At 34.5% G+C, this 25,924-nt stretch carries 25 protein-coding genes; 4 read left to right on the forward strand and 21 right to left on the reverse strand.

The annotated features are described in order from the left end of the window. Positions 1 to 61: 61 nt before the first annotated feature. The 10 genes from GJV77_RS04135 to porX all read right to left on the reverse strand — a co-directional run bounded on the left by GJV77_RS04135 (position 62) and on the right by porX (position 11,126). On the reverse strand, positions 62 to 1,900 hold the full coding sequence (locus tag GJV77_RS04135) for a DEAD/DEAH box helicase (RefSeq protein ID WP_155035088.1): 1,839 nt from the start codon (positions 1,898 to 1,900) through the stop codon (positions 62 to 64). 178 nt (positions 1,901 to 2,078) lie between these two features. After that, on the reverse strand, positions 2,079 to 2,663 hold the full coding sequence (locus GJV77_RS04140; protein WP_155035089.1) for a non-canonical purine NTP diphosphatase: 585 nt from the start codon (positions 2,661 to 2,663) through the stop codon (positions 2,079 to 2,081). 13 nt (positions 2,664 to 2,676) lie between these two features. After that, complete coding sequence (gene recG / locus GJV77_RS04145; RefSeq protein WP_155035090.1) at positions 2,677 to 4,779, reverse strand: ATP-dependent DNA helicase RecG; 2,103 nt, start codon at positions 4,777 to 4,779, stop codon at positions 2,677 to 2,679. 240 nt (positions 4,780 to 5,019) lie between these two features. Continuing rightward, positions 5,020 to 5,742 (reverse strand): VIT1/CCC1 transporter family protein, encoded by a 723-nt coding sequence (locus GJV77_RS04150; protein ID WP_155035091.1) that lies wholly within the window; start codon positions 5,740 to 5,742, stop codon positions 5,020 to 5,022. Positions 5,743 to 5,945: 203 nt separating this feature from the next. After that, positions 5,946 to 6,905, reverse strand: coding sequence for an IS3 family transposase (locus GJV77_RS04155; RefSeq protein ID WP_317162545.1), 960 nt, complete (start codon positions 6,903 to 6,905; stop codon positions 5,946 to 5,948). Then, on the reverse strand, positions 6,818 to 7,117 hold the full coding sequence (locus GJV77_RS14890) for a transposase (RefSeq protein WP_240142815.1): 300 nt from the start codon (positions 7,115 to 7,117) through the stop codon (positions 6,818 to 6,820). Before GJV77_RS14890 ends, GJV77_RS04155 begins: the two co-directional genes overlap by 88 nt. Before the next feature lie 379 nt (positions 7,118 to 7,496). Further along, positions 7,497 to 7,877: a DUF4258 domain-containing protein gene (locus GJV77_RS04160; RefSeq protein ID WP_155035092.1), complete on the reverse strand. Its 381-nt coding sequence runs from the start codon at positions 7,875 to 7,877 to the stop codon at positions 7,497 to 7,499. A 62-nt stretch (positions 7,878 to 7,939) separates the two neighbouring features. Then, a complete protein-coding gene (locus GJV77_RS04165) occupies positions 7,940 to 9,136 on the reverse strand; it encodes an alanine dehydrogenase (protein ID WP_155035093.1) in 1,197 nt (398 codons plus the stop codon). Positions 9,137 to 9,153: 17 nt separating this feature from the next. Then, a complete protein-coding gene (gene tsaE / locus GJV77_RS04170; protein WP_155035094.1) occupies positions 9,154 to 9,570 on the reverse strand; it encodes a tRNA (adenosine(37)-N6)-threonylcarbamoyltransferase complex ATPase subunit type 1 TsaE in 417 nt (138 codons plus the stop codon). Between the two features lie 2 nt (positions 9,571 to 9,572). Next, a complete protein-coding gene (gene porX / locus GJV77_RS04175) occupies positions 9,573 to 11,126 on the reverse strand; it encodes a T9SS response regulator signal transducer PorX (RefSeq protein WP_155035095.1) in 1,554 nt (517 codons plus the stop codon). Positions 11,127 to 11,263: 137 nt separating this feature from the next. On the opposite strand from porX, the gene GJV77_RS04180 reads away from it, so the two are divergent. The 4 genes from GJV77_RS04180 to GJV77_RS04195 all read left to right on the forward strand — a co-directional run bounded on the left by GJV77_RS04180 (position 11,264) and on the right by GJV77_RS04195 (position 15,244). Beyond that, positions 11,264 to 12,259, forward strand: coding sequence for a glycosyltransferase (locus GJV77_RS04180; RefSeq protein WP_155035096.1), 996 nt, complete (start codon positions 11,264 to 11,266; stop codon positions 12,257 to 12,259). An 11-nt stretch (positions 12,260 to 12,270) separates the two neighbouring features. After that, positions 12,271 to 12,864 carry a dephospho-CoA kinase gene (coaE, locus tag GJV77_RS04185; RefSeq protein WP_155035097.1) on the forward strand — a complete coding sequence of 198 codons (594 nt, stop codon included), beginning with the start codon at positions 12,271 to 12,273 and terminating at the stop codon, positions 12,862 to 12,864. A gap of 62 nt (positions 12,865 to 12,926) precedes the next feature. Next, a complete protein-coding gene (locus tag GJV77_RS04190; protein ID WP_155035098.1) occupies positions 12,927 to 14,510 on the forward strand; it encodes a sensor histidine kinase in 1,584 nt (527 codons plus the stop codon). Between the two features lie 11 nt (positions 14,511 to 14,521). Next, on the forward strand, positions 14,522 to 15,244 hold the full coding sequence (locus GJV77_RS04195) for a response regulator transcription factor (RefSeq protein WP_155035099.1): 723 nt from the start codon (positions 14,522 to 14,524) through the stop codon (positions 15,242 to 15,244). Between the two features lie 83 nt (positions 15,245 to 15,327). Here the strand turns inward: GJV77_RS04195 and GJV77_RS04200 are convergent, their stop codons facing one another. The 11 genes from GJV77_RS04200 to GJV77_RS04250 form a co-directional block, all read right to left on the reverse strand. Continuing rightward, positions 15,328 to 16,269 carry a LysR family transcriptional regulator gene (locus GJV77_RS04200; protein ID WP_155035100.1) on the reverse strand — a complete coding sequence of 314 codons (942 nt, stop codon included), beginning with the start codon at positions 16,267 to 16,269 and terminating at the stop codon, positions 15,328 to 15,330. Positions 16,270 to 16,319: 50 nt separating this feature from the next. After that, positions 16,320 to 16,931, reverse strand: a complete 612-nt coding sequence (locus GJV77_RS04205) for a hypothetical protein (protein ID WP_155035101.1) — start codon at positions 16,929 to 16,931, stop codon at positions 16,320 to 16,322. 16 nt (positions 16,932 to 16,947) lie between these two features. Further along, complete coding sequence (locus GJV77_RS04210; RefSeq protein ID WP_155035102.1) at positions 16,948 to 17,442, reverse strand: RNA polymerase sigma factor; 495 nt, start codon at positions 17,440 to 17,442, stop codon at positions 16,948 to 16,950. A gap of 205 nt (positions 17,443 to 17,647) precedes the next feature. Further along, positions 17,648 to 18,772 (reverse strand): redoxin domain-containing protein, encoded by a 1,125-nt coding sequence (locus tag GJV77_RS04215; protein ID WP_155035103.1) that lies wholly within the window; start codon positions 18,770 to 18,772, stop codon positions 17,648 to 17,650. A 111-nt stretch (positions 18,773 to 18,883) separates the two neighbouring features. Then, positions 18,884 to 19,999: a TlpA disulfide reductase family protein gene (locus GJV77_RS04220; protein WP_155035104.1), complete on the reverse strand. Its 1,116-nt coding sequence runs from the start codon at positions 19,997 to 19,999 to the stop codon at positions 18,884 to 18,886. Positions 20,000 to 20,113: 114 nt separating this feature from the next. Beyond that, positions 20,114 to 20,494, reverse strand: coding sequence for a DUF423 domain-containing protein (locus GJV77_RS04225; protein ID WP_155035105.1), 381 nt, complete (start codon positions 20,492 to 20,494; stop codon positions 20,114 to 20,116). Between the two features lie 7 nt (positions 20,495 to 20,501). After that, positions 20,502 to 21,431 carry a transglutaminase gene (locus GJV77_RS04230; protein ID WP_155035106.1) on the reverse strand — a complete coding sequence of 310 codons (930 nt, stop codon included), beginning with the start codon at positions 21,429 to 21,431 and terminating at the stop codon, positions 20,502 to 20,504. Between the two features lie 26 nt (positions 21,432 to 21,457). Further along, entirely contained in the window at positions 21,458 to 22,303 is an 846-nt protein-coding gene (locus tag GJV77_RS04235) for a substrate-binding domain-containing protein (RefSeq protein WP_155035107.1), read from the reverse strand. A gap of 120 nt (positions 22,304 to 22,423) precedes the next feature. Next, the gene (locus tag GJV77_RS04240; RefSeq protein ID WP_155035108.1) at positions 22,424 to 23,938 is read right to left on the reverse strand and encodes a succinate CoA transferase; all 1,515 of its coding nucleotides are present in this window, start codon (positions 23,936 to 23,938) and stop codon (positions 22,424 to 22,426) included. A gap of 389 nt (positions 23,939 to 24,327) precedes the next feature. Beyond that, positions 24,328 to 25,200, reverse strand: a complete 873-nt coding sequence (locus tag GJV77_RS04245) for a nucleoside phosphorylase (protein ID WP_155035109.1) — start codon at positions 25,198 to 25,200, stop codon at positions 24,328 to 24,330. 16 nt (positions 25,201 to 25,216) lie between these two features. Next, positions 25,217 to 25,564 carry a translation initiation factor gene (locus GJV77_RS04250; protein WP_155035110.1) on the reverse strand — a complete coding sequence of 116 codons (348 nt, stop codon included), beginning with the start codon at positions 25,562 to 25,564 and terminating at the stop codon, positions 25,217 to 25,219. Positions 25,565 to 25,924 lie beyond the last annotated feature (360 nt).

The raw sequence follows: 25,924 nt of genomic DNA on the forward strand, positions 1-25,924 counted from the left end.
AGATTGCCTAAAAATAAAAGATATTTTACAGTTTTACATGCTATTTCAAAAAAATTAACAATTAGCTTCTTCTGCTTCTTCTTGGAGCTGAGCTATCGTTACTTCTTCTAGATCCTCTTTCGTTACGAGGAGCTCTATCAGAAGAGCTTCTATCGCTTCTTCTTTCACCACCTCGTCTTTCAGAACCACTTCTGTCATTTCTTCTCTCACCACTTCTTCTGTCATTTCTTCTCTCACCACCACCATTACTATTGCGGCTTCCTCTTCGGTTGTGGTCACGTCTGTTGTTGTTTCTTCCACCATCGTTGTTAGAAATCTCAACATTAATACGACGTCCTTCGTAAGATTCTCCATTTAGAACATCCATGATTTTCTCAGCGTGCTCTGCTTCAACGTTAAAGAAAGAGAATCCTTCTTTTACATCTACTTTGAATAGGTCGTCTCTACCAAGGTCTAAAGTTTCTTTTAAGTAGTCTTTTAAAGACATCCAGTCAAGACCATCTTTCGCTCCGATATTAATAAAGAAACGTACAGCTCCGTCTGAAGGTACTTCTTTTGAATTACCACGTGATGATACAGCTGTTAAGTTGTTAGATGGTTTTTGGTAGTATTCTAAGAATTGGTTGAACTCTACTGAAACTACTTTCTTGATGATTTCTTCTTTGTCAAACTCTTCTAAAAGTTCAGTAATTGAAGGGATAAATGCTTCAATTTCTGGGTTTACTTCTACGTGTTTGATTTTATTTGCTAAGTGGTACAACTGAATTTCGCAAATTTCAATACCTGAAGGGATTGGTTTCTCTTCAAATTTAGTTTTGATGATTCGTTCAATTTGACCAATTTTTCTAAGCTCACTTTTAGTGATGATGACCATTGAAGTACCTGACTTACCAGCACGACCTGTACGACCACTACGGTGCGTATATGTCTCAATTTCATCTGGTAGTTGGTAGTTAATTACGTGCGTAATATCATCAACGTCAATACCACGTGCAGCAACGTCAGTTGCTACTAACATTTGAATCTGTTTGCCGCGGAAAGACTTCATTACCGCGTCACGTTGTGCTTGTGATAAGTCTCCGTGTAATGCAGCAGCGTTGTATCCGTCTTCAATTAATTTTTCAGCAATTGCTTGTGTATCCCTTTTAGTTCTACAGAAAACAACAGAGAAGATATCAGGATTAGCATCAGCTAAACGCTTAAGTGCAAGATAGCGATCTCTACCTCCTACAAGGTAAAACTCGTGAGTTACATTAGTAGAAGCTTGGTTCTTGTGTCCTACTGTGATTTCTTCTGGAGTTTTCATAAACTCTTTAGCAATACTTGCTACTTCTCTAGGCATTGTAGCTGAGAATAACCAAGTGCTTTTTTCTTCCGGCGTATCCGCTAAAATAGCAGTAATATCGTCATAGAAGCCCATGTTAAGCATTTCATCCGCCTCATCTAATACGCAGTACTCGATATGTTTAATATTTACCATATCTCTGTTGATCATATCTTGCATTCTACCTGGTGTAGCTACGATGATATGAGCTCCGCGTCTTATTTCTCTTGCTTGTTCTGTGATGCTAGCACCACCGTAAATAGCAACAGTGTGAAGGCCTTTTACGTACTTAGAGTACTGTTTGATTTCGTTTGCAATCTGCAAACATAACTCTCTAGTCGGCGATAAGATAAGCGCTTGTGTATTTTTCTTAGACAAGTCTATCTTCTGGATCAAAGGAAAACCAAAAGCTGCGGTTTTCCCAGTTCCCGTTTGGGCTAACGCAACAATATCGGTATTTTTCTCTAATAGTAAAGGAATCGCCTTTTCTTGGATCTCTGATGGATTTTCAAATCCTAAATCACTGATCGCTGATAGAAGGGATTCATTTAATCCTAATTGTTCGAAATTGTTCATATATATATTAAAAAATAGCTGCAAATCTACCATTATTTATTTTAAGATGATAATTTTGAAGGAAGTATTATAAAAAAAAAACCATAACCGCCTTAGGGGTATGGTTTTTATATCTGTTATTGTTATAATGATGAACTATTGACAATAGTTAGGCAAATATTGACTTTTGGTAGTTGATTTACTTATTTGTTTTATTTATCAAAAAATCAACTAGTTGACTAATTGCTTTCCCTCTATGGCTAATTGCATTCTTTTGGTTGATGTCGATTTCTGCAAAAGATTTATCCATTCCATTTGCCATAAAGATTGGGTCATAACCAAAACCGTTTGTTCCTTTTCGCTCTGTTAGAATAGTCCCATCAACTAATCCAGTAAATAGATGTTGCTCTCCATTGATGTGTAGTGCAATCACTGTTTTAAAATTTGCCTTTCGGTTAGTTTGGTTCTTTAATTCGTATAATAGCTTATCTATATTAGCATCATCGCTTTTTTGCTCCCCAGCGTATCTAGCAGAATATACTCCCGGAGCACCATCAAGTGCATCAACTTCTAATCCTGAGTCATCTGCAAAACAATCAAAGCCATAATGTCTTTTGATATAGTCTGCTTTTAGTAATGCATTTCCTTCAATGGTATCTGCAGTTTCTGGTATGTCGACATTACATCCGATGTCTTCTAAACTTAGTATTTCAAAATCTTCTCCTAATTGATTTTTGATCTCTTTAATCTTGTTTTTGTTGTTTGATGCAAAGATTAGTTTCATAATGTATTGTGTGTTAACTAATATAATTCCATATTGTACTCTTGCTGTTTAAGGCTTCGAGTTTTTGTTTTATCTTTTGATTATCGGGATTTTCTAGACTAGGGTCTTGTTTTAAGAGTTCTACAGCTTGATGTCTGGCATAGTGTAGAATGTCTTGATCTTTGACTAAGTCTGCTATTTTTAGTGGAAGTGTACCACTTTGTTGTTTTCCCATGATATCTCCTGGACCTCTTAATTTAAGATCAACTTCTGATATTTCAAACCCATCATTGGTGCGGCACATTGTCTCCATGCGAATCTTTGAGTCATTGCTGAGTTTATCACCGGTCATTAATATACAATAACTTTGTTCAGCACCACGTCCTACACGTCCTCTAAGCTGATGAAGTTGTGATAAACCAAATCGCTCTGCACTTTCTATAATCATGACAGAAGCATTTGGTACATTTACGCCTACCTCGATAACTGTTGTGGCTACCATGATATTGGTTTCTCCTTTTGCAAAACGATCCATTTCAACCTCTTTTTCAGAAGGGGTCATTTGACCGTGTACTATACTAACACTGTACTCTGGAAGAGGGAAGTCTCGTGATATACCTTCATACCCTTCCATTAAGTTTTTATAGTCTAGTGTTTCGCTTTCCTCTATGAGTGGGTACACAATATAAACTTGCCTTCCTTTGGCAATTTCTGTTTTGATAAAATGCCATACAGCTAGTCGTTTGCCTTCAAAGTAATGTAGTGTTTGAATAGGTTTACGACCTGGGGGTAATTCGTCAATCACAGATACTTCTAAATCGCCATATAAGCTCATGGCTAGCGTTCTAGGTATTGGCGTAGCTGTCATGACTAATACGTGTGGTGGTAAAGTGTTTTTTGTCCACAACTTAGAACGTTGCTCTACTCCAAAGCGATGTTGCTCATCAATGATAGCAAGACCTAAGTTTTTGAATATAACCTTATCCTCAAAGAGTGCATGTGTCCCAATAAGTATTTGTAATTCTCCGTTTTCTAACTCTTCGTGAATTACTCTTCGTTCCGCGGTCTTCGTTGATCCTGTGAGTAATTTGATGTTTAATCCTAATGGTTCAGCAAACTCAGAGATACCGATGAAGTGCTGGGTAGCTAATATTTCTGTTGGGGCTACTATACAGGCTTGAAATCCGTTGTCTAAAGCAATTAGGCAGCTTAAAAAAGCAACAATGGTTTTTCCAGAACCTACATCTCCTTGTAATAGGCGATTCATTTGGGCTGGTTGGCCCATGTCATTGCGAATTTCTTTAATCACCCTTTTTTGTGCTCCTGTTAAGGGAAAAGGAAGGTGATTGCTATAGAAGGTATTAAAAAATTCTCCTACAACATTAAACTGAAAGCCTTTAATTTTACTCTTTCTTGCAATATTTTTAATTAATAGTTGCATTTGTATATAGAAAAACTCTTCAAATTTTAGTCTAAACTGTGCTTTTTCGAGTAGTTCTGTACTCTTGGGGAAATGTATATTGACTAAAGCTTCTTGCATTGAAAGAAGGTTTAGTCGAGATTTCAGATGATCTGAAAGGGTATCGTTGTATAGGGCATAAGTCTCTGTGACTAATTGAGTCATGAGTTTATTCATCGCCTTGTTTGATATCTTAGTACCTAATTTTTCTGTAGATGGGTACACGGGTTGCATGGCAACGCTTAGGCTTTTTTTGTGCTCTTCTAATAGTTCTAGTTCAGGATGTGGAATAGAATAAGTAAAGTTGAAGCTATTCACTTTGCCGTAAGCTACATAGGGTTCGTTGATTTTTAAGTTATCCTTTATCCATTTGAATCCTTGAAACCACACCAGTTCTATTTCACCAGTTCCATCTGTGAATGTCGCTACTAAGCGTTTGCCTCTTTTTTGTTCAACGATTTTTAAGTGGATAATCTTACCAACTATTTGTACCTCACTAGAGGTTCCTGATAGCTCGTTTATCCTATAATATTTTGTTCGGTCAATGTATCTATTAGGGTACAGGTGTAATAAATCTCTGTAAGTAAATATGCCCAATTCTTTCTTTAGGAGATCTCCTCGTTGAGGACCAACTCCTTTAAGGTATTCGATTGGGGTATCAAGTAGATTTCTAGACATGTTAGTTTTTTAAATACGTGGCTAAGATACAAATTTAAGCTTTGTTCCTGCTTAGTGAAGGAGGATACGGTTGCTAAAAATAAGGGCAAAATTTAAGTGTAGTTAAAGCGTTGAGTAATTTTAATGCGCTTTATGTGTTCTCCTTTTTTGACTATTAGATTATTAATGATAAGGTTAGAGATATTGATTGTTTTTTTAAGGAGAATAATAGGATAGGAGCTTCCACTGTGATATTATGCTTTAGACATTCACACCAAAGATATAACCGACTAATGCAGAAATTCCCATTGCTAATGTACCCCATATCACAATGCGAATAATTGCTTTTTGGATACTTGATCCTCCTGCTTTAGCGGAGATCGCACCTAGAATAATTAGAAATAGTATTGTAAATCCATAGAGCCAGTATTCCATTCTGTGTACGGGAACCAATAAGGCAACAAGTAAAGGAAGAATTCCTCCAATGGTAAATGAAGCTCCTGAGGCTAGTGCTGCTTGAAGCGGATTAGCTTGGCTTATTTCGTTGATTCCTAGTTCATCTCTGACATGGGCGGCTAAGGCATCTTTTTCTGTAAGCTCTAGTGCTACTTGTTTGGCTGTTTCTTTGGTTAATCCTCTTTGCTCATAGATTTGAGCAAGTATTTTAAGCTCTTCTTCTGGCATTTCTTTTAGCTCTATAGCTTCTCGTTCGATATCAGCTTTTTCGATATCGGTTTGTGAACTTACTGATACGTATTCCCCAGCTGCCATCGATAGTGCTCCAGCAACCAATCCGGCAATAGTAGCTAATAAGATGGGTTCTCGGGTAACGCTGGCCGTTGCGACACCGATAGCTAGACTTGAAACAGATATGATTCCATCATTTGCGCCTAATACTGCTGCCCTAAGCCAATTGCTTCGATTAATGTAGTGATTGTCTAAATAATTATCAATAGTGATTTTTTTGTTTTCTTCTTTACTCATGTTGTTTTTAGTGTGTTTTTTGAAGGTTTAATAGTCGTATTTTCAGTAAGGCGAACACTTGACTCTAAGGTAGTGAATAAAACTATAAGAAGGTAGAGCAGGGATGAGATCTTTGTAAATAATAATTTAAACTTATAAATTTGATTGTTTGAAAATAATAGCTAGGGATAATTTGGATATCCAAACGAAAATTGGACAATTAGTTAAGCTACTTTATTAATATTTATTATTTGATTAAATTCATTGATTGTCTGGTAGTTCAAATATGAATGTCTACGCGTTTTATTATACCATATTTCAATATATTCAAAGACTTTAATTTCCATTTGTTTTGAACTCATGCGTAAATTCCCGTAAACCATCTCTACCTTTAAGGATTTAAAGAAGCTTTCCGCTACGGCATTATCCCAACAATTTGCTTTTCTACTCATACTTCTAACAACATTAAAGGACTCCAAATAGTTAGCAAATTTGTAATTTGCATATTGTACTCCTTGGTCAGAATGGAAAATTAACCCTTGTTCAAAAGCTCTGTTATTTTTAGCCATTTTAAAGGCCGCCAAGGTGGTGTTTTCGGTTGTCATATCTTTACTTAAACTCCACCCAATAACCTTTCTATCGTATAAATCTATTACTGTAGTTAGATAAACAAACCCCTCTTTAACAGCGATATAAGTAATGTCGGACACCCAAGCTTTCCCAGGCTTGGTTTGTGTGAATTCTCTATTTAAAACATTGTCAACTACTAAATAATTGTGTTCGGAGTCTGTGATAACTCTATATCGTCGAGCTACCTTACTACGCAATCCTAATTCTCTCATGTACTTAGCTACTGTTGGCTTAGATATTTTATAACCTCGTGCATTGAGTTCTATTGTTAGACGAGGACTACCATAACGCTGTTTAAACTCTAGATAAACTTCTGTAATAACGCGTTTTAGTTCTGCTTTGGTTTGTTGTCTTTTATTAACAAAAGACCGTTTCCAATGATAATAACTACTTCTACTAACCTCTAAAACTTTACACATAATCCCAATCGGAAATTCATGTTCATGATTTAATATGAACACGTAAATCATTTGCCGGTCTTTGAGAAAATGCCGATTGCTTTTTTTAATATTTCGTACTCTAATTCGACAGTGGCTAACTTCTTTTCTAAATATTGTATTCTTTCTTGCTCTGGAGTCAGCTTTTGTTTGCCATTGCCAGGAAAACTAGCTTCGCCTAACTCTTGTGCTTCTTTACACCATTTATATAACAATGTGGCTTTTATCCCTAGTTCACGAGCTAATTCTGATTTGTTTGTTCTCTCCTTAGCCAGTTCAACGGCTTGCTGCTTAAAAGCAGCATCGTAGGCCTTTCTAATTCTTTTCATAATTCAAAGATAAGTTTTTATGCTTAACTTAATGTCCTGGCTAAGTTACCAAGTCCAACCAAATACTGTTATTTTGAAATTGTTATGAACAAAAACAAGGTACTTATTTAAAAAAAATAATGATGTTTCCTTATTTAGTGCTTATACTGTTGATTTGATAGGGAAAAGTAGTGGTTTTTGAAAAGTATAAAGAATAGAATATCGTCTTTTTGAAAAGTAATGATATATTGTTTAATTAGCGAAATACCAACTTATCTTTTCTATTGCTTCTAGTGGAAATACACCAAAAGATATATGGATTTATTATCTAAAAAAAAGAGCCTAAAAACTAATAATAAATATAGCTTTAGGCTCAGGTATCATAGTCGCGATAAAGTAGTTATTTTACTTCTTTCGTGATGCTTTTTAATTTTACTTTGTCGCTGTAGTTTACCATTTCAACATAGATAGTTTCATTAGCTTCATTGCGACCTTTAATGACATATAGTTTACCGTCTTCTTCTTTGATATTACTTTTGTCAAAATCAACTTTTCCGTAGTTCAGTGTATTTCTAACATCATCATTGGTCACCCAACCTTCTTTGAAGATTGCTTCGGCTTCTTTTGAATAAACTACAGGTTTACTTCTTAAATCTTTAAGGACTCTACAGTTTGGAAGATAACAAAATTCTGTTTTCTTTTCTCCGAAGAAATAAACTAAAAACATACAACCAATTAATATTCCAAAAAGGTAGTAAGCTAAGCGCTGTGTAAACTTCATTGTAAATAAATTTTTGCAAAAATAGTAAATCAAAGGTGTTAAACTAAAGATTTACCAAAATTTTAAAAGGTATAAAGGTTAATGTCTTTGTAATCTAGATTAAACCATTTGGCAACACTTAGGTTGGTAATCAATCCTTTGTAACTATAAACACCAGAGCGAATCAGGTGATCACAATTAATTGTGTTTTCAAATCCACCATTATCAGCGAATTCAAGTAGTAATGGTGTGATGATGTTGCTTAGTGCTATTGAAGCTGTTCTACAGTATCTAGAGGTAATATTGGGTACTCCGTAATGTATAACACCATTTTTTGTAATAGTTGGCAATTCATGAGAAGTTAGTTCTGATGTTTCAAAACATCCACCATTATCAATGGCAACATCGATAATAATGGCTCCGTTTTTCATGTTTTCAACCATGGTATTACTAACAATAATAGGTGCTCGATTTTCTCCTCTAATAGCTCCAATGGCGACATCACATCGCATAAGTGCTTTGAGTAAGAGTTTTTCTTGAATAGTTGAGGTTGCAATTCGATGAGGTAAATTGTTTTGCAGTCGTTTAAGCTTCTGAATAGAGTTGTCGAATACTTTTACATTTGCGCCTAGGTTTAGAGCAGTTCGCGCAGCATTTTCTGCTACAATTCCCGCTCCTAGAATAACTACTTCTGTAGGAAGTACACCTGGTATATTACCAAAGAGTAATCCTTTTCCATTATTCACTGTTGTCATGAGTTCAGATGCGATGTGGATAGAAGCAATCCCAGCAATTTCGCTAAGAGCGCTTGTCGATGGGAAGGTTCCGTGTTTATCGTGGATAAAATCAATACCGATAGCGGATATTTTCTTTTTTGACAACAAGCGAAAATATTTCTCTGATAGAGTTTTTAGTTGAATAGTAGACCAAACAAGAGCATAAGGAGACAAAAGTTTAATTTCGTCCAATGTTGGAGGGACTACCTTTACAATAATCTGACAGCCAAATACCTTTCTCGTGTCAGCTGTGATTTCAGCCCCTGCTTTGCTGTATTCTTTGTCACTATAACTTGCGGCTTCACCAGCTCCTTTTTCAATCAGTACTCTATGGCCAAACGAAGTAAGTGTGTGTACTGCCTCTGGTGTGATGCAGACTCTTCGTTCAAGGTTGAAATTTTCTCTAGGAACCCCTATGTATAAGGTACTTCTAGAGGCTTCGACCATTAGGCATTCTTCTTGAGGTATAAGGTCTTGTTTTGAAAAAGGAGATGAGAATTCCATAGGTTAAAAGTTGAGTGTTAGTAATTGGTTAATTGAAGTCTTCGATCACCATTGTCTAAAGTATCAAGTTTTATTAAGGTATAATGATCTGGGAAGATAGAAGGAGTCTTGTCTGGCCATTCAATAAAACACCAGTTGCCCGAGTCAAGATATTCGTCCATTCCCATATCATACGCTTCGTCTTCTTCGTTTAGCCTATACAGGTCAAAGTGGTAGATGCTATTGTCTGTTGTCGTTGAGTGATATTCATTGACAATTGAAAAAGTTGGACTACTGGTTAAATCCATCACACCTAATTGCTTTGCTAAAGATTTGATTAGGGTTGTTTTGCCAGTACCCATTTCAGCTTCGAACAAAACAACTTTGTTTGTACTATTTTTTAAAACTGCAGCGGCAGTTTCGTCTATTTGAGCTAAAGAGAAAGTAGTGTCCATTTTTATTTAGGATTTAATATAATAAAAGGAACGATTAATTCTTCTAGCGATATACCTCCATGTTGATAAGTATTACGGAAATAAGATACGTAATAGTTAAAGTTATTTTGGTAAGCTAGGAATAAATCATTTTTTGCAAAAATAAACGAACTACTAAGATTAATGCTTGGCAATTGAATTTTTTTAGGGTCTTTTACAGCATATACGTCTTTGTTGTCGTAAGATAAGCTTTTCCCAGTTTTATATCTTAAATTTAGACTGGTGTTTTTGTCGCCAATTACCTTTGAAGGGTTTTTACAATTGATCGTACCATGATCAGTAGTAATAATGATCTTGTAACCCATTAGCTGTGCCTGTTGAATGATCTCTAACAAGGGCGAGTTTTTAAACCAACTTAATGTCAGTGATCGATATGCTTTATCATTAGAAGCTAATTCTTTAATTACTTCCATTTCTGTTTTTGCATGAGAAATCATATCGACAAAATTGTAAACAATTGTGATTAGTTGGTTGTTTTTTAAGCTTTTAAAGTTTTCAGCTAGTTTTTTACCATCTCTTTGGTTTGTAATTTTGTGATATTCATTTTTAACGTTTAGGCGCAATCTTTTGAGTTGTTCCTGTAAGAACTCATTTTCAAATAGATTTTTGCCTCCTTCATCTATGTCGTTTTTCCAGTATTGAGGAAATTGTTTAGACATTTCTAGAGGAGTAAGACCAGAGAATATAGCATTTCTCGAATATTGTGTAGCTGAAGGTAGAATAGAGAAGAAGCTGTGTTCAGACTCTGTTTTATAGTGATTGGCAATAATTGGCTCAAAGGTTCTCCATTGATCGTATCTCAGGTTATCAATAACGATAAATAGCACATTAGCGTTTTCTTTTTTAAGTTCAGGAGCCACCCATTTTCTAAATATTTGATGAGAAAAGGCAGGGCTATCTTCTGGGTTGTTAATCCAATACTCGTAATTCTTCTCTACGAATTTACCGAAGAGAGAGTTGGCTTCGTTTTTTTGGCTTTCAAGAATATTGATTAACCCTTGGTCTTCTATAGTCTCTAGTTTTTGTTCCCAGTAAAGAAGTTTTCTATAAATTGATATCCAGTCTTCATAGGTTCTGGCATCCATTAAGTCCATAGATATGTTACGAAACTCTTTTTGGTAGCTCAGCGTAGACTTTTCGGAGATTAGTCTAGAGTCATCTAGATTCTTCTTTAGGCTCAATAAGATTTGGTTAGGATTAACAGGTTTAATAAGGTAGTCAGAAATCTTTGAACCAATAGCCTCTTCCATGATGTATTCCTCCTCGCTTTTGGTAATCATAATAACAGGAATACTGGTTTTGATACTTTTGATTTCACTAAGCGTTTCTAAACCAGTGATACCCGGCATGTTTTCGTCTAAAAAGACTACATCAAAGTCTTGTTCTTTAACTAAGTCAATTGCATCTTGTCCATTAGTACAAGTTGTAACAACGTAATTTTTTTTCTCAAGGAATAAGATGTGAGGCTTAAGTAAATCTACTTCATCATCTACCCATAATATATTAATTTTGTTCATCTTTAATTTGTTGTAGTTGTTTTAAATGTTTGTATTCAATAGGAATTGAATCACTAACACTGATAAATATAACAATGAATTTTCGTATTACAATACTTAACGATACTTTTGTTATCCTATTATGTAAATATTAGCAAATGTATTATTCATTTATAATTCCACTGTATAATCGACCAGATGAGATTGCAGAGCTATTAACTAGTTTAACGAAGCAAACATATAAAGAAGATTTTGAGGTGGTGGTCGTAGAAGATGGTTCTACAATAGATTCTCGTGAGATTATAGCTCAGTATGAGGACCAATTGACAATTAGTTATTACTATAAGGCTAATTCAGGGCCAGGGGATAGTCGTAATTACGGAATGGAAAGAGCTAAGGGAGATTATTTTATTATACTAGATTCAGATTGTATTATTCCAGAACAATATTTAAGTAAAGTAGATGCATATTTACAGGCTGGCTATGTGGACTGTTTTGGAGGGCCTGATGCAGCATTAGCGAATTTTACCTCAATTCAGAAGGCGATTAACTTTGCTATGACATCTTTTTTGACTACTGGAGGAATACGAGGAGGGGGAGAGCGCGTAGGAAAGTTTCAACCAAGGAGTTTTAATATGGGGATCTCAAAAAAAGCCTTTGATGAATCAGAAGGTTTTGGGAAGATACACCCGGGAGAAGATCCTGATTTAACGATTCGTTTATGGGAGTTAGGCTTTGATACGCAACTGTTTCCTGAAGCGTATGTGTATCACAAGAGAAGAATTGATTGGAATAAGTTCTATGTGCAAGTAAATAAGTTTGGAAAAGCACGTCCAATATTAAATAAACGCTATCCGAAATACAGTAAAATCACGTATTGGTTACCTAGTATGTTTGTTTTTGGCTTATTTTTGTCTTTAGTAATGACATTTTTTGGCTTTTTTATGTTAAACATTCTTTATTTTCTTTATTTTACAGCTGTTTTTGTGATGAGCTATGTTAAAGAAAAGAGTCTAAGAATAAGTTTTTTGTCAATTTTAGCAGTTTTTATACAATTTTTTGGTTATGGTGCGGGTTTTGTTAAATCAGTATATAATATATTTGTATTAAATAGAAAACCTGAAGAGGCAATGCCTGAGATGTTTTTTAAGTAATAAGAAAAAATATGAAGATAGTTGGTCTTACAGGAGGAATCGGAAGTGGAAAGACTACTGTAGCAAAGATGTTTGCCGAGCAGGGAGTGCCTATTTATATAGCTGATGAACGAGCAAGAGAGGTAATGGATAGATCAGATATCGTGAAGCGAGTAAGTGAGTTGTTTGAGGAGTCAGTTGTGGTAGAAGGTAAATTGGATAGGAAAAAGATTAGAACGTTAGTCTTTGCCGATAAGGAACGATTAGAAAGACTAAATCAAATAGTGCACCCCGAAGTAAAAGCAGATTTTGAAAGGTTCAAGCAGGAACATGCAGAAGCAGGATTTGTAATTAAGGAATCAGCAATTTTATTTGAACAAGGTTTGGATAAGGAGTGTGATTATACAATATTAGTAACCGCTCCTGAGCAAATAAGAATAGATCGTGTCAAACATAGGGATAACGTATCAGAATATAATATTCGACAGATTATAAATAATCAATGGAATGACATGAGAAAAAAACCATTAAGTGATTATATTATTGAGAATATTGATAGGGATTTGACTAAAAAACAAGTAATTGATATTGTAAATGATATTAATTTTAAAAATAGTTTAATTTAATTAGTTAATTTTATGTTAATCGATATTATTGATAAATGTTTTAATGTTAATTTTGAAAATTGATGAGTAAGTTTAGCTTTCGATTATTGGTAGCTATTATGAGTTTTTCTCTAATAGGAATAATAATTGTTCAATTATATTGGATTGTAAGTTCATATAGAAACAATGATGAGCAGTTTAAATATCATGTTCAACAGGTGATAGGAAATGTTGCGAATACAATGCAGCAGAATGAAGCGACAGAGTTCTATAAATTTTACAATCAATTAAAAGACAGTATAGGTACAGCTCCAAAACAAAGTGAGTTAAAGCAATACTTGATTGTAGAAAGAGATCCTTCGACAAATGAGGAGATATTTTATTCGAATTATTTAATTGCAGAGGATTATAATATAAAAAGTTCGCTCTTTGATAAAAAAGCTTCTGATACGGTAAAGGTTAAAAACTTTATCTCAAAGCGCAAGACGGAGATATATAGAGGTAATACCTTAGAGAAGGGGAGTTTGAACCAAAACTACCCAGATGAGGTTATAGAGCAAACAGGAGGTCTTGATCTGTTGGATAAGGCTCAGTTTGAGATTTACTTCAAAGATATTGTAGCGTTGCGCAGTATTGATGAACGAATTTCAAAAGAAGCATTGCAAGAGTTATTGCGTAAGGAGTTAAAACAATATGGTGTAAACGCTAAGTTTGAATTTGGGGTTTACAACAGAGGGTTGGCGACAAAGATAAAGTCTAATGAATTTGTTTACGAAGAAGGGTCTACTTATGGTGGTCCAATTTTGACTGACAACAATGGAAAGAGCAAGTATCAATTGTACCTAACTTTTCCGGAGAAAAGTAAGTATTTGTTTTCGTCTCTAATTGGAATTACGTTCTTGTCAATCTTGTTTACGATAGTGATAATAGCTGCTTATCTGAGTGCAATAGATCAGTTGATTCGCCAAAAACAGATTTCAGAGATTAAAACTGACTTTATCAATAATATGACTCATGAGTTTAAAACGCCAATAGCGACTATTAATTTAGCGTTAGATGCAATTAAAAACCCTAAAGTTATATCTGACGCAGAGAAGGTTGAAAGATACCTAAAAATGATCAGAGACGAGAATAAGCGTATGCATGCTCAAGTAGAGAATGTATTGCGTATCTCTAAATTAGAGAAGCGCGATTATGATATCGACAAACAGAGAATGGATGTTCATGAGATAATCGAGAATGCGGTTGATCACGTAGCTTTGATTATTCAGGACAGAGGGGGTGAAGTTAACTTACATCTTGATGCTACTCGTACAGATGTATTAGGTAATGATTTTCACTTTACAAGTGTAATGGTGAATATATTAGACAATGCGATTAAGTATTCTAAGGATAGACCTATTATTGATGTATACACAGAGAACTATAGAGACTTTATATTGATTAAAGTTCAAGATCAAGGTGTCGGTATGAGTAAGAATGCACAGAAGCGTATATTTGATCGTTTTTATCGTGAACATACGGGTGATTTGCACAATGTGAAGGGGCATGGATTAGGATTAGCCTATGTTCAACAAATTGTAGAGGTTCACAATGCACAAGTATACGTGGAGAGTGAAAAAGGTAAAGGAAGTACCTTTATCATTAAAATGCCATTAATAAATTAATTATATATAATATGGAAACAACAAACAACAAAAAGATTTTATTAGTAGAAGATGATCCTAACTTTGGAGCAATCTTGAAAGATTATTTAGCCATTAATGATTTCGAGGTGACATTAGCAAAGAATGGGATGGAAGGTTTTGAAAAGTTCAAGAGAGATACTTTTAACCTTTGTATTTTAGATGTTATGATGCCTTATAAAGATGGGTTTACTCTAGCCAAGGAGATCCGCGATAAAAATAAGGAAATTCCAATTATCTTTTTAACCGCTAAATCTATGAAGGAAGATGTGTTAAAAGGATATAAAGTTGGAGCTGACGATTATCTAAACAAGCCTTTTGACTCAGAGGTTTTATTAATGAAGATTAAAGCTATTATCCATAGAAAATCATCTGAAGTTAAAACAGATAATACTAAGTTTGAATTCCAAATAGGTAAATTCCATTTAAACTCTAAGTTGAGATTCTTAACTTTTGAAAACGATGAGCCTATCAAGTTATCTCCGAAAGAGAATGAGTTATTAAAAATGCTAGCGATTTACGAGAATGATTTAATGCCTCGTGAGGTAGCTTTAACTAAGATTTGGAGAGATGATAACTACTTTACTTCGCGTAGTATGGATGTTTATATCGCTAAGTTGAGAAAGTATCTTAAATTAGATGAAAATGTTGAGATTCTAAATATCCATGGTGAAGGGTTTAGATTGGTGATTAAAGATAAAGAAGATCAAAAATAAGATTATTGAATAAGTATCTTATCAACAATAAAAAAGGGAGTACAATATATTGTATTCCCTTTTTTATTGTTGATAGTGTGTAGTTATTTTGTTTTTTTCGGACTGATAATTTTAACGTCTTGAAAGGTTATAGCTCCTCTGATGACACTTAAAATAACTTCATATAAAGCATTGACGATTTGTACTTTTAATTCATTTTTTGTGTAGATTAAACTAACTTCTCTTGCTGGTTTAGGGTCTTTAAATTGAACTAGATTTTTTTGATCATCTGCTCCTAAGTTTAATGTATGTAGGTAGGGAAGTAGGGTGTATCCTAGACCTTCTTTAGATAAATTTATTAAGGTTTCAAAACTTCCACTCTCTAGTTTAAAACTTCTTTCCTCATTATTATTAATATTCTTACAGATATTGATTATACCATCTCTAAAACAGTGTCCTTCTTGTAGTAGGAGAAGGTTCTTTAGATCTAGTTCGTCACTAGTAATTTCTTTACTGTTTCCTTGTTTGAATTGAGGAGGGATGTATCCTACAAATGGTTCGTAGTACAATATTTTTTCTACGATGTCTGGTTCTTCTAAAGGTGTGGCTAGAATGGCAGCATCTAAATAACCATGCCTTAGTTTTTGTAGAATTTCTTCTGTAGTATACTCTTCAATAATTAACTGTACCTTAGTGTATTTACTGAGGAAAGTTTTTAGAAACATGGGGAGAAGGGTAGGTGATATTGTTGATATTATTCCTAGCTTAAATACACCACCGATATATCCTTTTTCTTGGTCTACTATATCCTTGATACGGTCCGATTCATCTACAATTTTTTGTGCTTGTTTGATGATTGTTTGTCCAATGGTGGTAAGTTGAATAGGCTTACTGCTACGATCAAATATTTGTACACCTAATTCCTCTTCAAGCTTTTGTATTTGCATGCTTAAAGTAGGTTGTGTGACAAATGTTTTTTCTGCGGCAAGAGTGAAGTTTCTATGCTCAGCTACAGCTAGAGTGTATATCAATTGAGTAATAGTCATAAATATAAATGATCCTTATTTTGATCTAAGTTAGTCAAAATATATCATAGTTATATGTCTGTGTCTATTTTTTCTAATTCTTTATAATTCTTCATTAATTTTTTAATTAATAATCCGTAAACTACTTTGTAATATAGCCATATAATTGCTACAAAAATTAATAATAATATGATGATAGCACCAATAATTACAAGGGTATGGCTGATATTTAACTCGTTGCTATCCCATGGTATTATACTTAGAGCAACGGCAATTAACACAATAGCCAAAGCTACCAGATTTGTATAGATGTAGTAATTTACTGTTTTCTTTGTTTTTAATATTTGGACGATGAGTTTTTTAGTAGAGTCTGCAACGCTTATTTTCTTATAGTTTAAATAGAACAGAATAATAAAAAATACTGAAATAGCTGCTGATAGATAGTCTATGTTTTCAACGATAAAAGATATAGGCTTCCCTTTTAGTATTAATTCCTCTTCTTTAAATGAGTAAAAGTAGCTCACAAGATTGAGTATTAAGAATTCTATAACGCTTATAATGAAAATCCATTTAACAATAGATGATGACTTCTTGTGAATCATCTTGTTTATTTCGTTCTTTGAAACTTTAGGGAAGTCTTTTTGTTCGTTCCAGTGTTTCTTAAGTAAATCTAACTCCTTCATATGCCTTTCTTAATTACTATGGATTTAAAATTTGTTTTAACTTCGTTTTGATACGATTCATTTTAACTCTTGCATTTACTTCTGAGATACCTAGAGTTTCTGCTATTTCTTGATAATTTTTATCTTCTAAATACAAAAAAACGAGTGCTTTTTCAATGTCGTTGAGCTGTTGTAGAGCTTGGTACATCAGCTTGAGTTGTTGTTCCTCTTCATTGTTGTATTCTGTGTATTCAAATCGATGAATACTAAAGTCAATTGATGTTGTAGGAATGTCTTTTGTTTTCTTTCTATATAGTGATATTGCTGTGTTTAGCCCAATTCTGTATGCCCATGTTGTAAACTTAGCGTCACCTCTGAACTTGGGGTAAGCATTCCATAGTTGAATTGATATTTCTTGGAACAAATCTTTATGCGCGGCCTCATCATTTGTATATAGCCGACATACTTTATGGATAAGGTTTTGATGCTTGTCCAATAAATTAATAAATTCTGTTTCCAAGTGTTTGTTCATATCTGATATGTCGCATTAGTTGAAGTAACGTTACATAAAGATATACTTTTTTCAAAAAAAAGATAAGCAAAGATAGACTATATCTAACAGTAGGGCTTAGGATTTAACGTACTGCTAATGCTGTATTGTTATAAGCGTAGTTTTTTAAGAAGTTATTTGATATATCCTGTAGTATATAGATGAGAAAACCTATTAAAAGACAGGTTTAGTTTTGTAGAATATCCTGTATGACGGATGTAGTGTCTGGTTCTAGATGTTTTATGTCTTGTATTATTCCTGTTTGATCTAGTATAAAGATGGTTGGAATAGTCTTGACATCATATAGCTGTTGTAGTGAGTTAATACTAGCAATATGTGTCCAGTTTAAATCTTCAGTGACTATCGTCTTCCTTAGTTCTTCATTGTCTTCATCGAGTGCTATACTGATTATTTGTACATCTTTCAGTGAATATTGTTTTCTTGTGGCTTTGATTGTTGGAAGTCTTTCTTCACAAGAAGGACACCAAGGCGCCCAGAAGTGCAGGATAGTTACTTTGCTTTTATTGAGGTTGTCATATAGTTTAAAGGTGTTGCCTGAAAGGTCTTTTATTTCGAAATTTGGTGCTTTGTCTCCGATACTGAGTTTAGTATTGCTTAATTTATCTATTAACATACCGATGGCTTGTCCAATATTCGTGTTTTTTAACTCAGGACTTAGTGAGTGGTAATTAGCATACGCTTCTTCTCTTGAGATATTGTTATTTGTGAGTCTTTGGTAAATCACAATCATGCTCACAAAACTATTAGGGGTATTTAGCGTTTGCTTTAAAATGGTCTCTGTTAGTTGCTTTAGCTTATTGTTAAAAGCAGTAGATATAGAGTCTATTAGTTGGCCATTTTTAGCTTCTATAGCTTGTTCTAGTAGTGGTTGGTTGTCAGTTTTAAACTTCTTTAGTTCTTCTTGTACTTCAGTGACTTGTTTTGTGAATGTGTTTAAAGCGTCGTTATTAATAGTTCCAGTTATGCTAGAAGTGTTGTTGTCTATTGAGGTGTTTTTTGCGTTTATAACACCGTTTTCGAGTATAAAGTAATCTTCTATTGTCTTATTGCTTAAAAGGGCGTAGGAGTTGTTTAAAATGCTTCCTTTGAAGGTATAAGTGTTATTGTGGATTGTAGTAGAGTCTTTCTTTACGAATGTGTTGTCTATTGGATCTAATAGGTATAAGTAAATTAATGTACCGTCTTCTTGTTGCTGTGTATTTCCGTGAATAGTGTACTTTTTTTGCTTTGACCCAAAGCTAAAAAGAAATGGTAGTCCTAGAAGTAGTATGAGAAGTCTGTAGTGTGACATATCTTTTGTTTTAGTGTACTAAATCACAAATAGTACTTTTGTTATTAGTAAGCAAGTTAAGTAAAATAAAAAAGACTTTACAGATGTAAAGTCTTTTTGTATATGATATGTTTATTTTAAGATCTCGGCTACTTTAGCTCTTAATTTTTTTCCTCGTAGATTCTTTGCGATAACAACTCCATTCTCGTCTAGTAAGAATGTTGCTGGTATTCCGCGTACTTCATATTCTTTTGCAATTGGGTCTTTCCACGACTCTAAGTTTGAGATGTGATTCCATGTAAGCTCGTCTTTTTCTATCGCTTCTAACCAATTTTCTCTTTCAGAATCTAACGATACACCAATGATGTTTAATCCTTTGTCGTGATATTCATTGTACAGCTTTACCACATTAGGATTTTCGATGCGACAAGGTCTACACCACGAAGCCCAGAAATCAATTAAAGTTACTTTTCCTAATACTTCTTCTAGTGAAAGCTCTTTTCCTTCAGGGGTAAGTGCTTTAAAGTTAGGTGCCTTTTGGCCAATTTTTACAGCTGGCTCTGGCATCTTTGAAATAAATTCTTGTAGCGATTGGCCTATTGTAGTTTTTTTAATATCATCAGAGAACGAATCAAAAATTGGCTGTAACTCATCTTTTCCTAAATAGCCTGCGCGCGCGTATTCATTATAAGTGATTAAAGTTGCAATTGAGGATAGCTCTGTGTCTAGATAGTTATCCATCCATTCTCCATAAGCTTCGGATAACTTTTTATCCTCTGCTTTGATACTTTCCATTGTTGCAGTATCTTTTTTTTCTTGTGCTTCTTTGTATTTCTCTTGGTTTTGAGTTCTAAAGTCAACAATAGGCTTGGTCAATTCTTCTTTCTTTGCAATAAAGCTGTAATACTGCTTATTGTATTTACCTCCGCTGACAAGGCTTTTATCTTTTGTGTATTCTACAGTGATTTTACTGTCTTCTAGGATAAAAGGGACTCTTCCTGTTTCTCCTTTAAAGTGAATAAAAGATTGTTCAGTTCTATTAGTTGGTTGCCCTTTGAATTTGAAGGTATTATCCTTAATGGTTGTAGAGTCTATAGCGATAAACTGATTGTTGTCGATATTTAACTTTTCAAGATATACCGTAGTACCGTTTTCTATGTCGGAAACTTGACCATTAATTTCATAGCCTTTTTCTTCACATGCGGTCAATAGTGTCGCTAATGCAACTACACTTAATACTTTTCTCATTGGATGTGTTTTTTAGTCGAATAATCACAAATATAGATAAAATTGTAATATTCTTGTCAATAGTGTCTAAATTCAATTAGTAATACCGTAACATTTGTTTATTAATTTAATTATTTAGAGTGTTAAACTATAGTAAAATAGGATAAACCATCCAATGACCAAACAAAGTCCTCCTATAGGTGTGATGGGGCCTAGTATTCTTATTTTCTTGCCAAAGGTTCCACTTAGGGTTAATCCATAGATGCTGAATGAAAACAAGATGGTTCCTAGGATAAGTATATTTATTGCGTTAGTTAAGATATCTTCTTTTGGCAAAAAGCTAAGTGCTATAAGAAGTATCGCGTGATACATTTGGTATTTTACGCCTGTTTCGAAGCTAGCTAATGAATCGGGATTCATTCTTTTTTTTAAGGCATGAGCTCCAAATGCTCCTAATATGACTGCTAGTCCTCCTAATAGGCTTCCAGCTAATAACGGAGTGATGTTTTGTATCATTTGTATATTAATTTAAAGTTAGTTGTCCTAATATCTCTTCTGACATGAATGGCCCACCAGGGTATCGAGCGGTATAGTCTAAATTGAGCCAAATGGCTCCTCTCTCATCGATGTGATAGTGTATTTCTTTTCCGCGACTTTCCTCTTTAAACAAGACTTCTTTAATCAAATAAATTGCTTGTTCGAGTTGGGCTTTGTTTTCGATGAGCATTTCGGGATACATATGTTCTTTGGTGTGTATCAGTCTTGGCGTACCACCAATAGCTCTTATGCTTGCTGCCATTAATACTGAGTAGTCATCACAATCTCCTGAAAAGTGAATAAGTGATTCTGAAGCGGTAGCTATATATTCTCTTCCTTTTGGGTCATTGACATAATTCCAGCGGGTTCGTATTTCTTTAAAGATTGCCAAGGACTGGATGAGCTTACGGTTTTCATAATAGCCTTTGGTTGTTGTAAAGTGTTTTGTTGTAGCGAGAAGTGCAAAGTTGCGTACCTTTGGCTTGTCATATTCTATTGCCTTGGTTATTTTTCCTTTATTGGGAAAGGGGAGTAGTTTCGAGATGATAATATCTTGTGGCGTTGGCGTGTCAGCCATGCTGTATATCATGACACGATAGTCATCGTATACTTCATAGTAACCATATCCTCCCATGAATGTTGCCCAAGATAATGTGATGACATAAAAAATAAGGACAATAGTTAGTAAAGTCTTTAGTTTGTATAAAATAAAGAAAACAAGAGTCATTATCGCAATGAATAACAGTACTCTGTCTAATTGATAAGACCAATGAGGGTCTATCAGGTTTTGATGCGCAACAATAAAGATTGGTATCGTAATTAAGGTGCTTAATACGAGTATAATGATGGTATCCCAAGGTTTTGGGATACTTACATAATTGTACCATTTTTTCTTTTTCTGTTGCTCTGTCGTCATCTGTTTTAGCTCAGGCTATTTATTCTTTAGCGTACAGTCTCTTTATAGGTTGGCATTGAATCAATCTGCTTCAGAGCTGTTAATTCGTTTACAACAGCATCAAAATGTTTTTGCTTCAATTGTCTTTGTGACCACTGTGTTTGACTCAACCATGTCTGAATATCTTCTAGCTTTTGATGATACTTAGTTGCTAGTGTGCGATCTATGCTCGGTATTATTTTGAACTCAGAGGTTGTCGTATTTATGACTTCTAATAGATTGTCAATTAAAGCCTCATTAGCTGAGCAAAACTCATTAGTACCTGCGATTACGAATGATGGCCATGGGGTAGGGAACTCTCCTATTCGTCTGAATATTTGTTGATCTACAATGGGTTGAGTCATGAATTTTTCCCACATAAAGTAGTCAGCTTCGTTATTTTGCAAGGCTTCGATAGCTCCTTCTAATGTATTAACAACTACGAAGTTTAATTCTTCTGTATTCCAATTCATTTTTTTGGCATGTACAATTGCCATAAGATGTGACCCTGAGCCGTATCGGCTAATAGCAATTCGCTTGTTAGCTAATTCTTCTAAGGATTGAATTGGACTATCTTGTGCCACGTGTATTCCCCAAACCAAAGGTGAGCTTACATATTCTTGTATTAGGGTTGAAGGATTGCCTTTTGCTATGTCTTTGATAATGCCTTCGGTAAGTATAACGGCGAGGTCTGTTTCTTTGTTGCGAAGAAGCTCACACATTTTTCCAGTTCCTTCAGGGATATCTGTCCAGCTAACGTCTATTCCTCTTTCTTGAAATTCTCCATTCTCGATACATAGTTGCCAGGGTAGGTTGAAGTGTTCTGGTACACCTATTATTTTGACTTTTTTCATCTTTTTGGTTTGTCGATTTTAGGGCTAAGATACTAAAAATGGACATTTAAAAATGGGTGTAATCAAGATAGTTTGTAAAACAAAAAAACTCTGCATGCAATGCAGAGTTTTAGTATGGTTTTAAGCTTTTTTCATTGAGCCTGTATTTTTAAATCTGATGTGAAACTTAAAAGCTTCCTCTAAGATATGAGGAGTGTGTCCTCCAGCTTCGTTTAATGCACGAGTATAGTAGTCTCTTAGCTCATCTCTATAGTCTGGGTGTGCACAGTTTTCGATGATCACCTCAGCTCTTTCTCTTGGGGATAGTCCACGCAAGTCTGCTAATCCTATATCAGTGACTAAGATATCTACATCGTGTTCTGTGTGATCGACATGGGATACCATCGGTAGTACGTGTGAAATCACATTGTTTTCTTTTGATGCTGCTTGTGTTACAAATATACTCAAATAGGCATTTCTTGCAAAATCACCAGATCCTCCGATACCATTCATCATTTTATTTCCTCCGATATGTGTTGAATTTACGTTTCCGTAGATATCAAATTCAATAGCAGTATTGATGGCTATGATACCTAATCGACGGATTACTTCAGGAGCATTACTAATGTTTTGAGGTCTTAGGACTAATTTGTCTTTGTATTGATCAAAGTTTTTAATCAGGCGTTCATAGCATTCTTCAGTTACAGTAATTGACGAACCTGATGCAAAAGTCATTTTTCCTGAATCTATTAAGTCAAAGGTGCTGTCTTGAAGGACTTCTGAGTACATGGTTAGGTTTTCAAATGGTCCATGCTTAAACCCTGTCAATACAGCATTGGCTACTTTACCAATACCTGCTTGTAGTGGAAGCAATGAGTTTGTCAACTTTCCTTTTTTCACTTCTTCTTCAAAGAAAGCAAGTAAGTGCTGTGATATCGCTGAAGTTTTGTGGTCAGGTTCTGGAAGCAGGGCAGGAGTGTCTTCAATACTTGAAAATACTACACCTACTACATTGTCTGGGTTAAGGCGAATAAAAGGCTCTCCTATTTTATCGTGAACCGTGTGGATAGGAATGATCTCGCGTCTTGGTTGTTTCTCAGGGGTGCTATTGTCGTGAATACCTTCTATGCTCAATGGGATAGCGGTATTGATTTCAATGATTATTTTTTCTGCCACACTAGCGAAGTAGGCTGAGTTACCTATAGAAGTGGTAGGGATGATGTATCCTTCTTCATTGATATAAGTAGCTTCTATAATGGCAACTTCTACTTGTGGAATATGTTTTTCTTGTAGTTGTTCGATTGTTTCACTAAGGTGTTGATCGATATATTTTACTTGGCCGCTGTTGATTGTTTTTCTTAAAACAGCATCAGCCTGAAAAGGCATACGGCGGATAAGTGCATTATTCGTAGCTAAGTCAGCATCTGTTGTTTGTCCTAGTGAGGCTCCAGTGATTAAGGTTATGGCTACATTTTCTTCAGCTGCACGTTGGGCAAATGCTGGTAAAACTGATTTGCTGTCTCCTGCTTTGGTAAAACCGCTTGCTCCTACAACTGCTTGGTCATGTATTAAACTTGCAGCTTGTTCTGCAGTGATAATTCTTTCTCTATAAGGAGCATATTTTATGCGTTCTAAGTTCGAGTCTTCTTTCGTCATTTCAAATAAAAATTTTAAGCTCTTAAATTTACTAATATTATTTCTTTATTATCAAATGAAATGCGAATATTGATAATTTATGTTTTAATCTTATTTAATTAAGTGTATTTATTTTTTTAATGTATAAAAATTAAGAAATAAAAATTGTTTTAGAATTATGGCGGTTTTTTGTTGTGTTTTGTTTAAAATATTTAGGGTAAAAAAAACAGATATCGTATAAAATCTTTTGAAAAATAATGTATCCGTTTATTTTAGTTAATATTTCTTAGTGAATAGGTAGTTGTAATTAACAAAAATTATCTAAGTATCAACAAGGTGAAAATCATAAAAAAAGGAGCCCAATTCAAGGACTCCTCTTTTAGATGCTTTAGTGCATTTTTTATGTGCGTTTATTGTGCGCTTAACTTATCTAGGGTGTAAGTAATCAATCGATCTACTGCTGCATAAGGATCTTCTGAGAAAGTTCCGTTTGCTCTATTGGCAATAATAGTATTTAAAGAAACAGCATGGTGACCTAATAATTTACAAAGCCCATAGATTGCAGAGGTTTCCATTTCAAAGTTAGTGATTCGGAAATCTTCATATTTGAAATTGTCTATTTTGTGGTTTAATTCAGGGTCTTGTATTGCAAGTCTTAGTACGCGACCTTGAGGTCCGTAAAAACCACCTGCTGTACCTGTAATTCCTTTGAATATTTGATCACTCTCAAGTTTGGCTTCAAGCTCAGGACTGTTTTGTACAAAATAAGGACGGCATTTTCTTAGATCCCAATTAGTATGTTTGATAAAAGCATCTTCCATTCCTTTGTGAGATACACCGTCTATAAGGTATGAACGCATTACGTTGTCTAGACCTAATCCGTATTGTGAAAGCACAAAGCTGTTTACAGGAATATCTGCTTGTAGTGATCCAGAAGTACCTATACGCACAATATTTACTGAGGTTAGGTCTTTCTTGATTTCTCTAGTTTTGAAGTCGATGTTGAACAAGGCATCAATTTCATTGATCGCAATATCGATATTGTCAGGTCCAATGCCTGTTGATAGTACCGTTATTCTCTTTCCTTTATAAGTACCTGTACACGATTTGAATTCTCTTTTTTGTGTTTCAAATTCGATCGTGTCGAAGTGTTTAGTGATTCGATCTACTCGATATTGATCTCCAACGAAGATAATGTCTTTCGCTATGTTTTCAGGTTTTAAATTAATGTGGTAGATACTACCATCAGGGTTTAAAATTAGCTCAGAATCTTTTATTTGCATAACACTTTATTTTAAGTTATCCGCCTACACGTTTTACTTTGTAGCCTTCTTTAGTTAAGTATTCCATAATCTTGTCTCTGAAGTTTCCTTGGATAATAATGTCTCCGTCTTTGGCACTTCCACCTACTCCGCAAAGTGTTTTAAGTTTCTTTGCTAAAGTTTTCAAATCCTCTTCATTCCCTTCAAATCCTTTTATAATTGTCGCGATTTTTCCACCGCGATTTTTTTTGTCCAAGTGAGCTTCTAGTCTTTGGTCTTTGGGGGCAAGTGTTTCTACTGCTTCTTGCGTGTCAAATTCAAAATCTTCATTTGTAGAAAATACAAATCCTCCTAAATCTTCAAAACTATTTGTTTTCTTAGCCATTGTCTATTCGTCTATTATTACTCTTTTATTGCTTATTGTATTTTTCGTTGCGATCTCTTTGTGAAATTTAAATAATACACCCTATTGCGTGCTAAAATACTTTTAACGACTTTAGTTGAGTGAGTTAAAGAGTGCTTTTTTAAACGCTTTGTAATATTTAAAAATCATATTGTGGTGGGGAGAAAAATGCTATTCCCAAATTTACGAAAAATAAAATAATTAACATTTGTTTTTTAGGGTTTTCCCAAAAAGAAAAACGAGTGGTTTTGATACTATGCGCTAAGAAAGGTCATTGTATTGTGTAAATTGACGATAGACTTGGTTCTAGGAATATAATAGGGTAGTGTGCTGCAACTGTTC

It is taken from the genome of Myroides pelagicus (genome assembly GCF_009711055.1).
GTDB classification, from domain to species: domain Bacteria; phylum Bacteroidota; class Bacteroidia; order Flavobacteriales; family Flavobacteriaceae; genus Flavobacterium; species Flavobacterium pelagicum.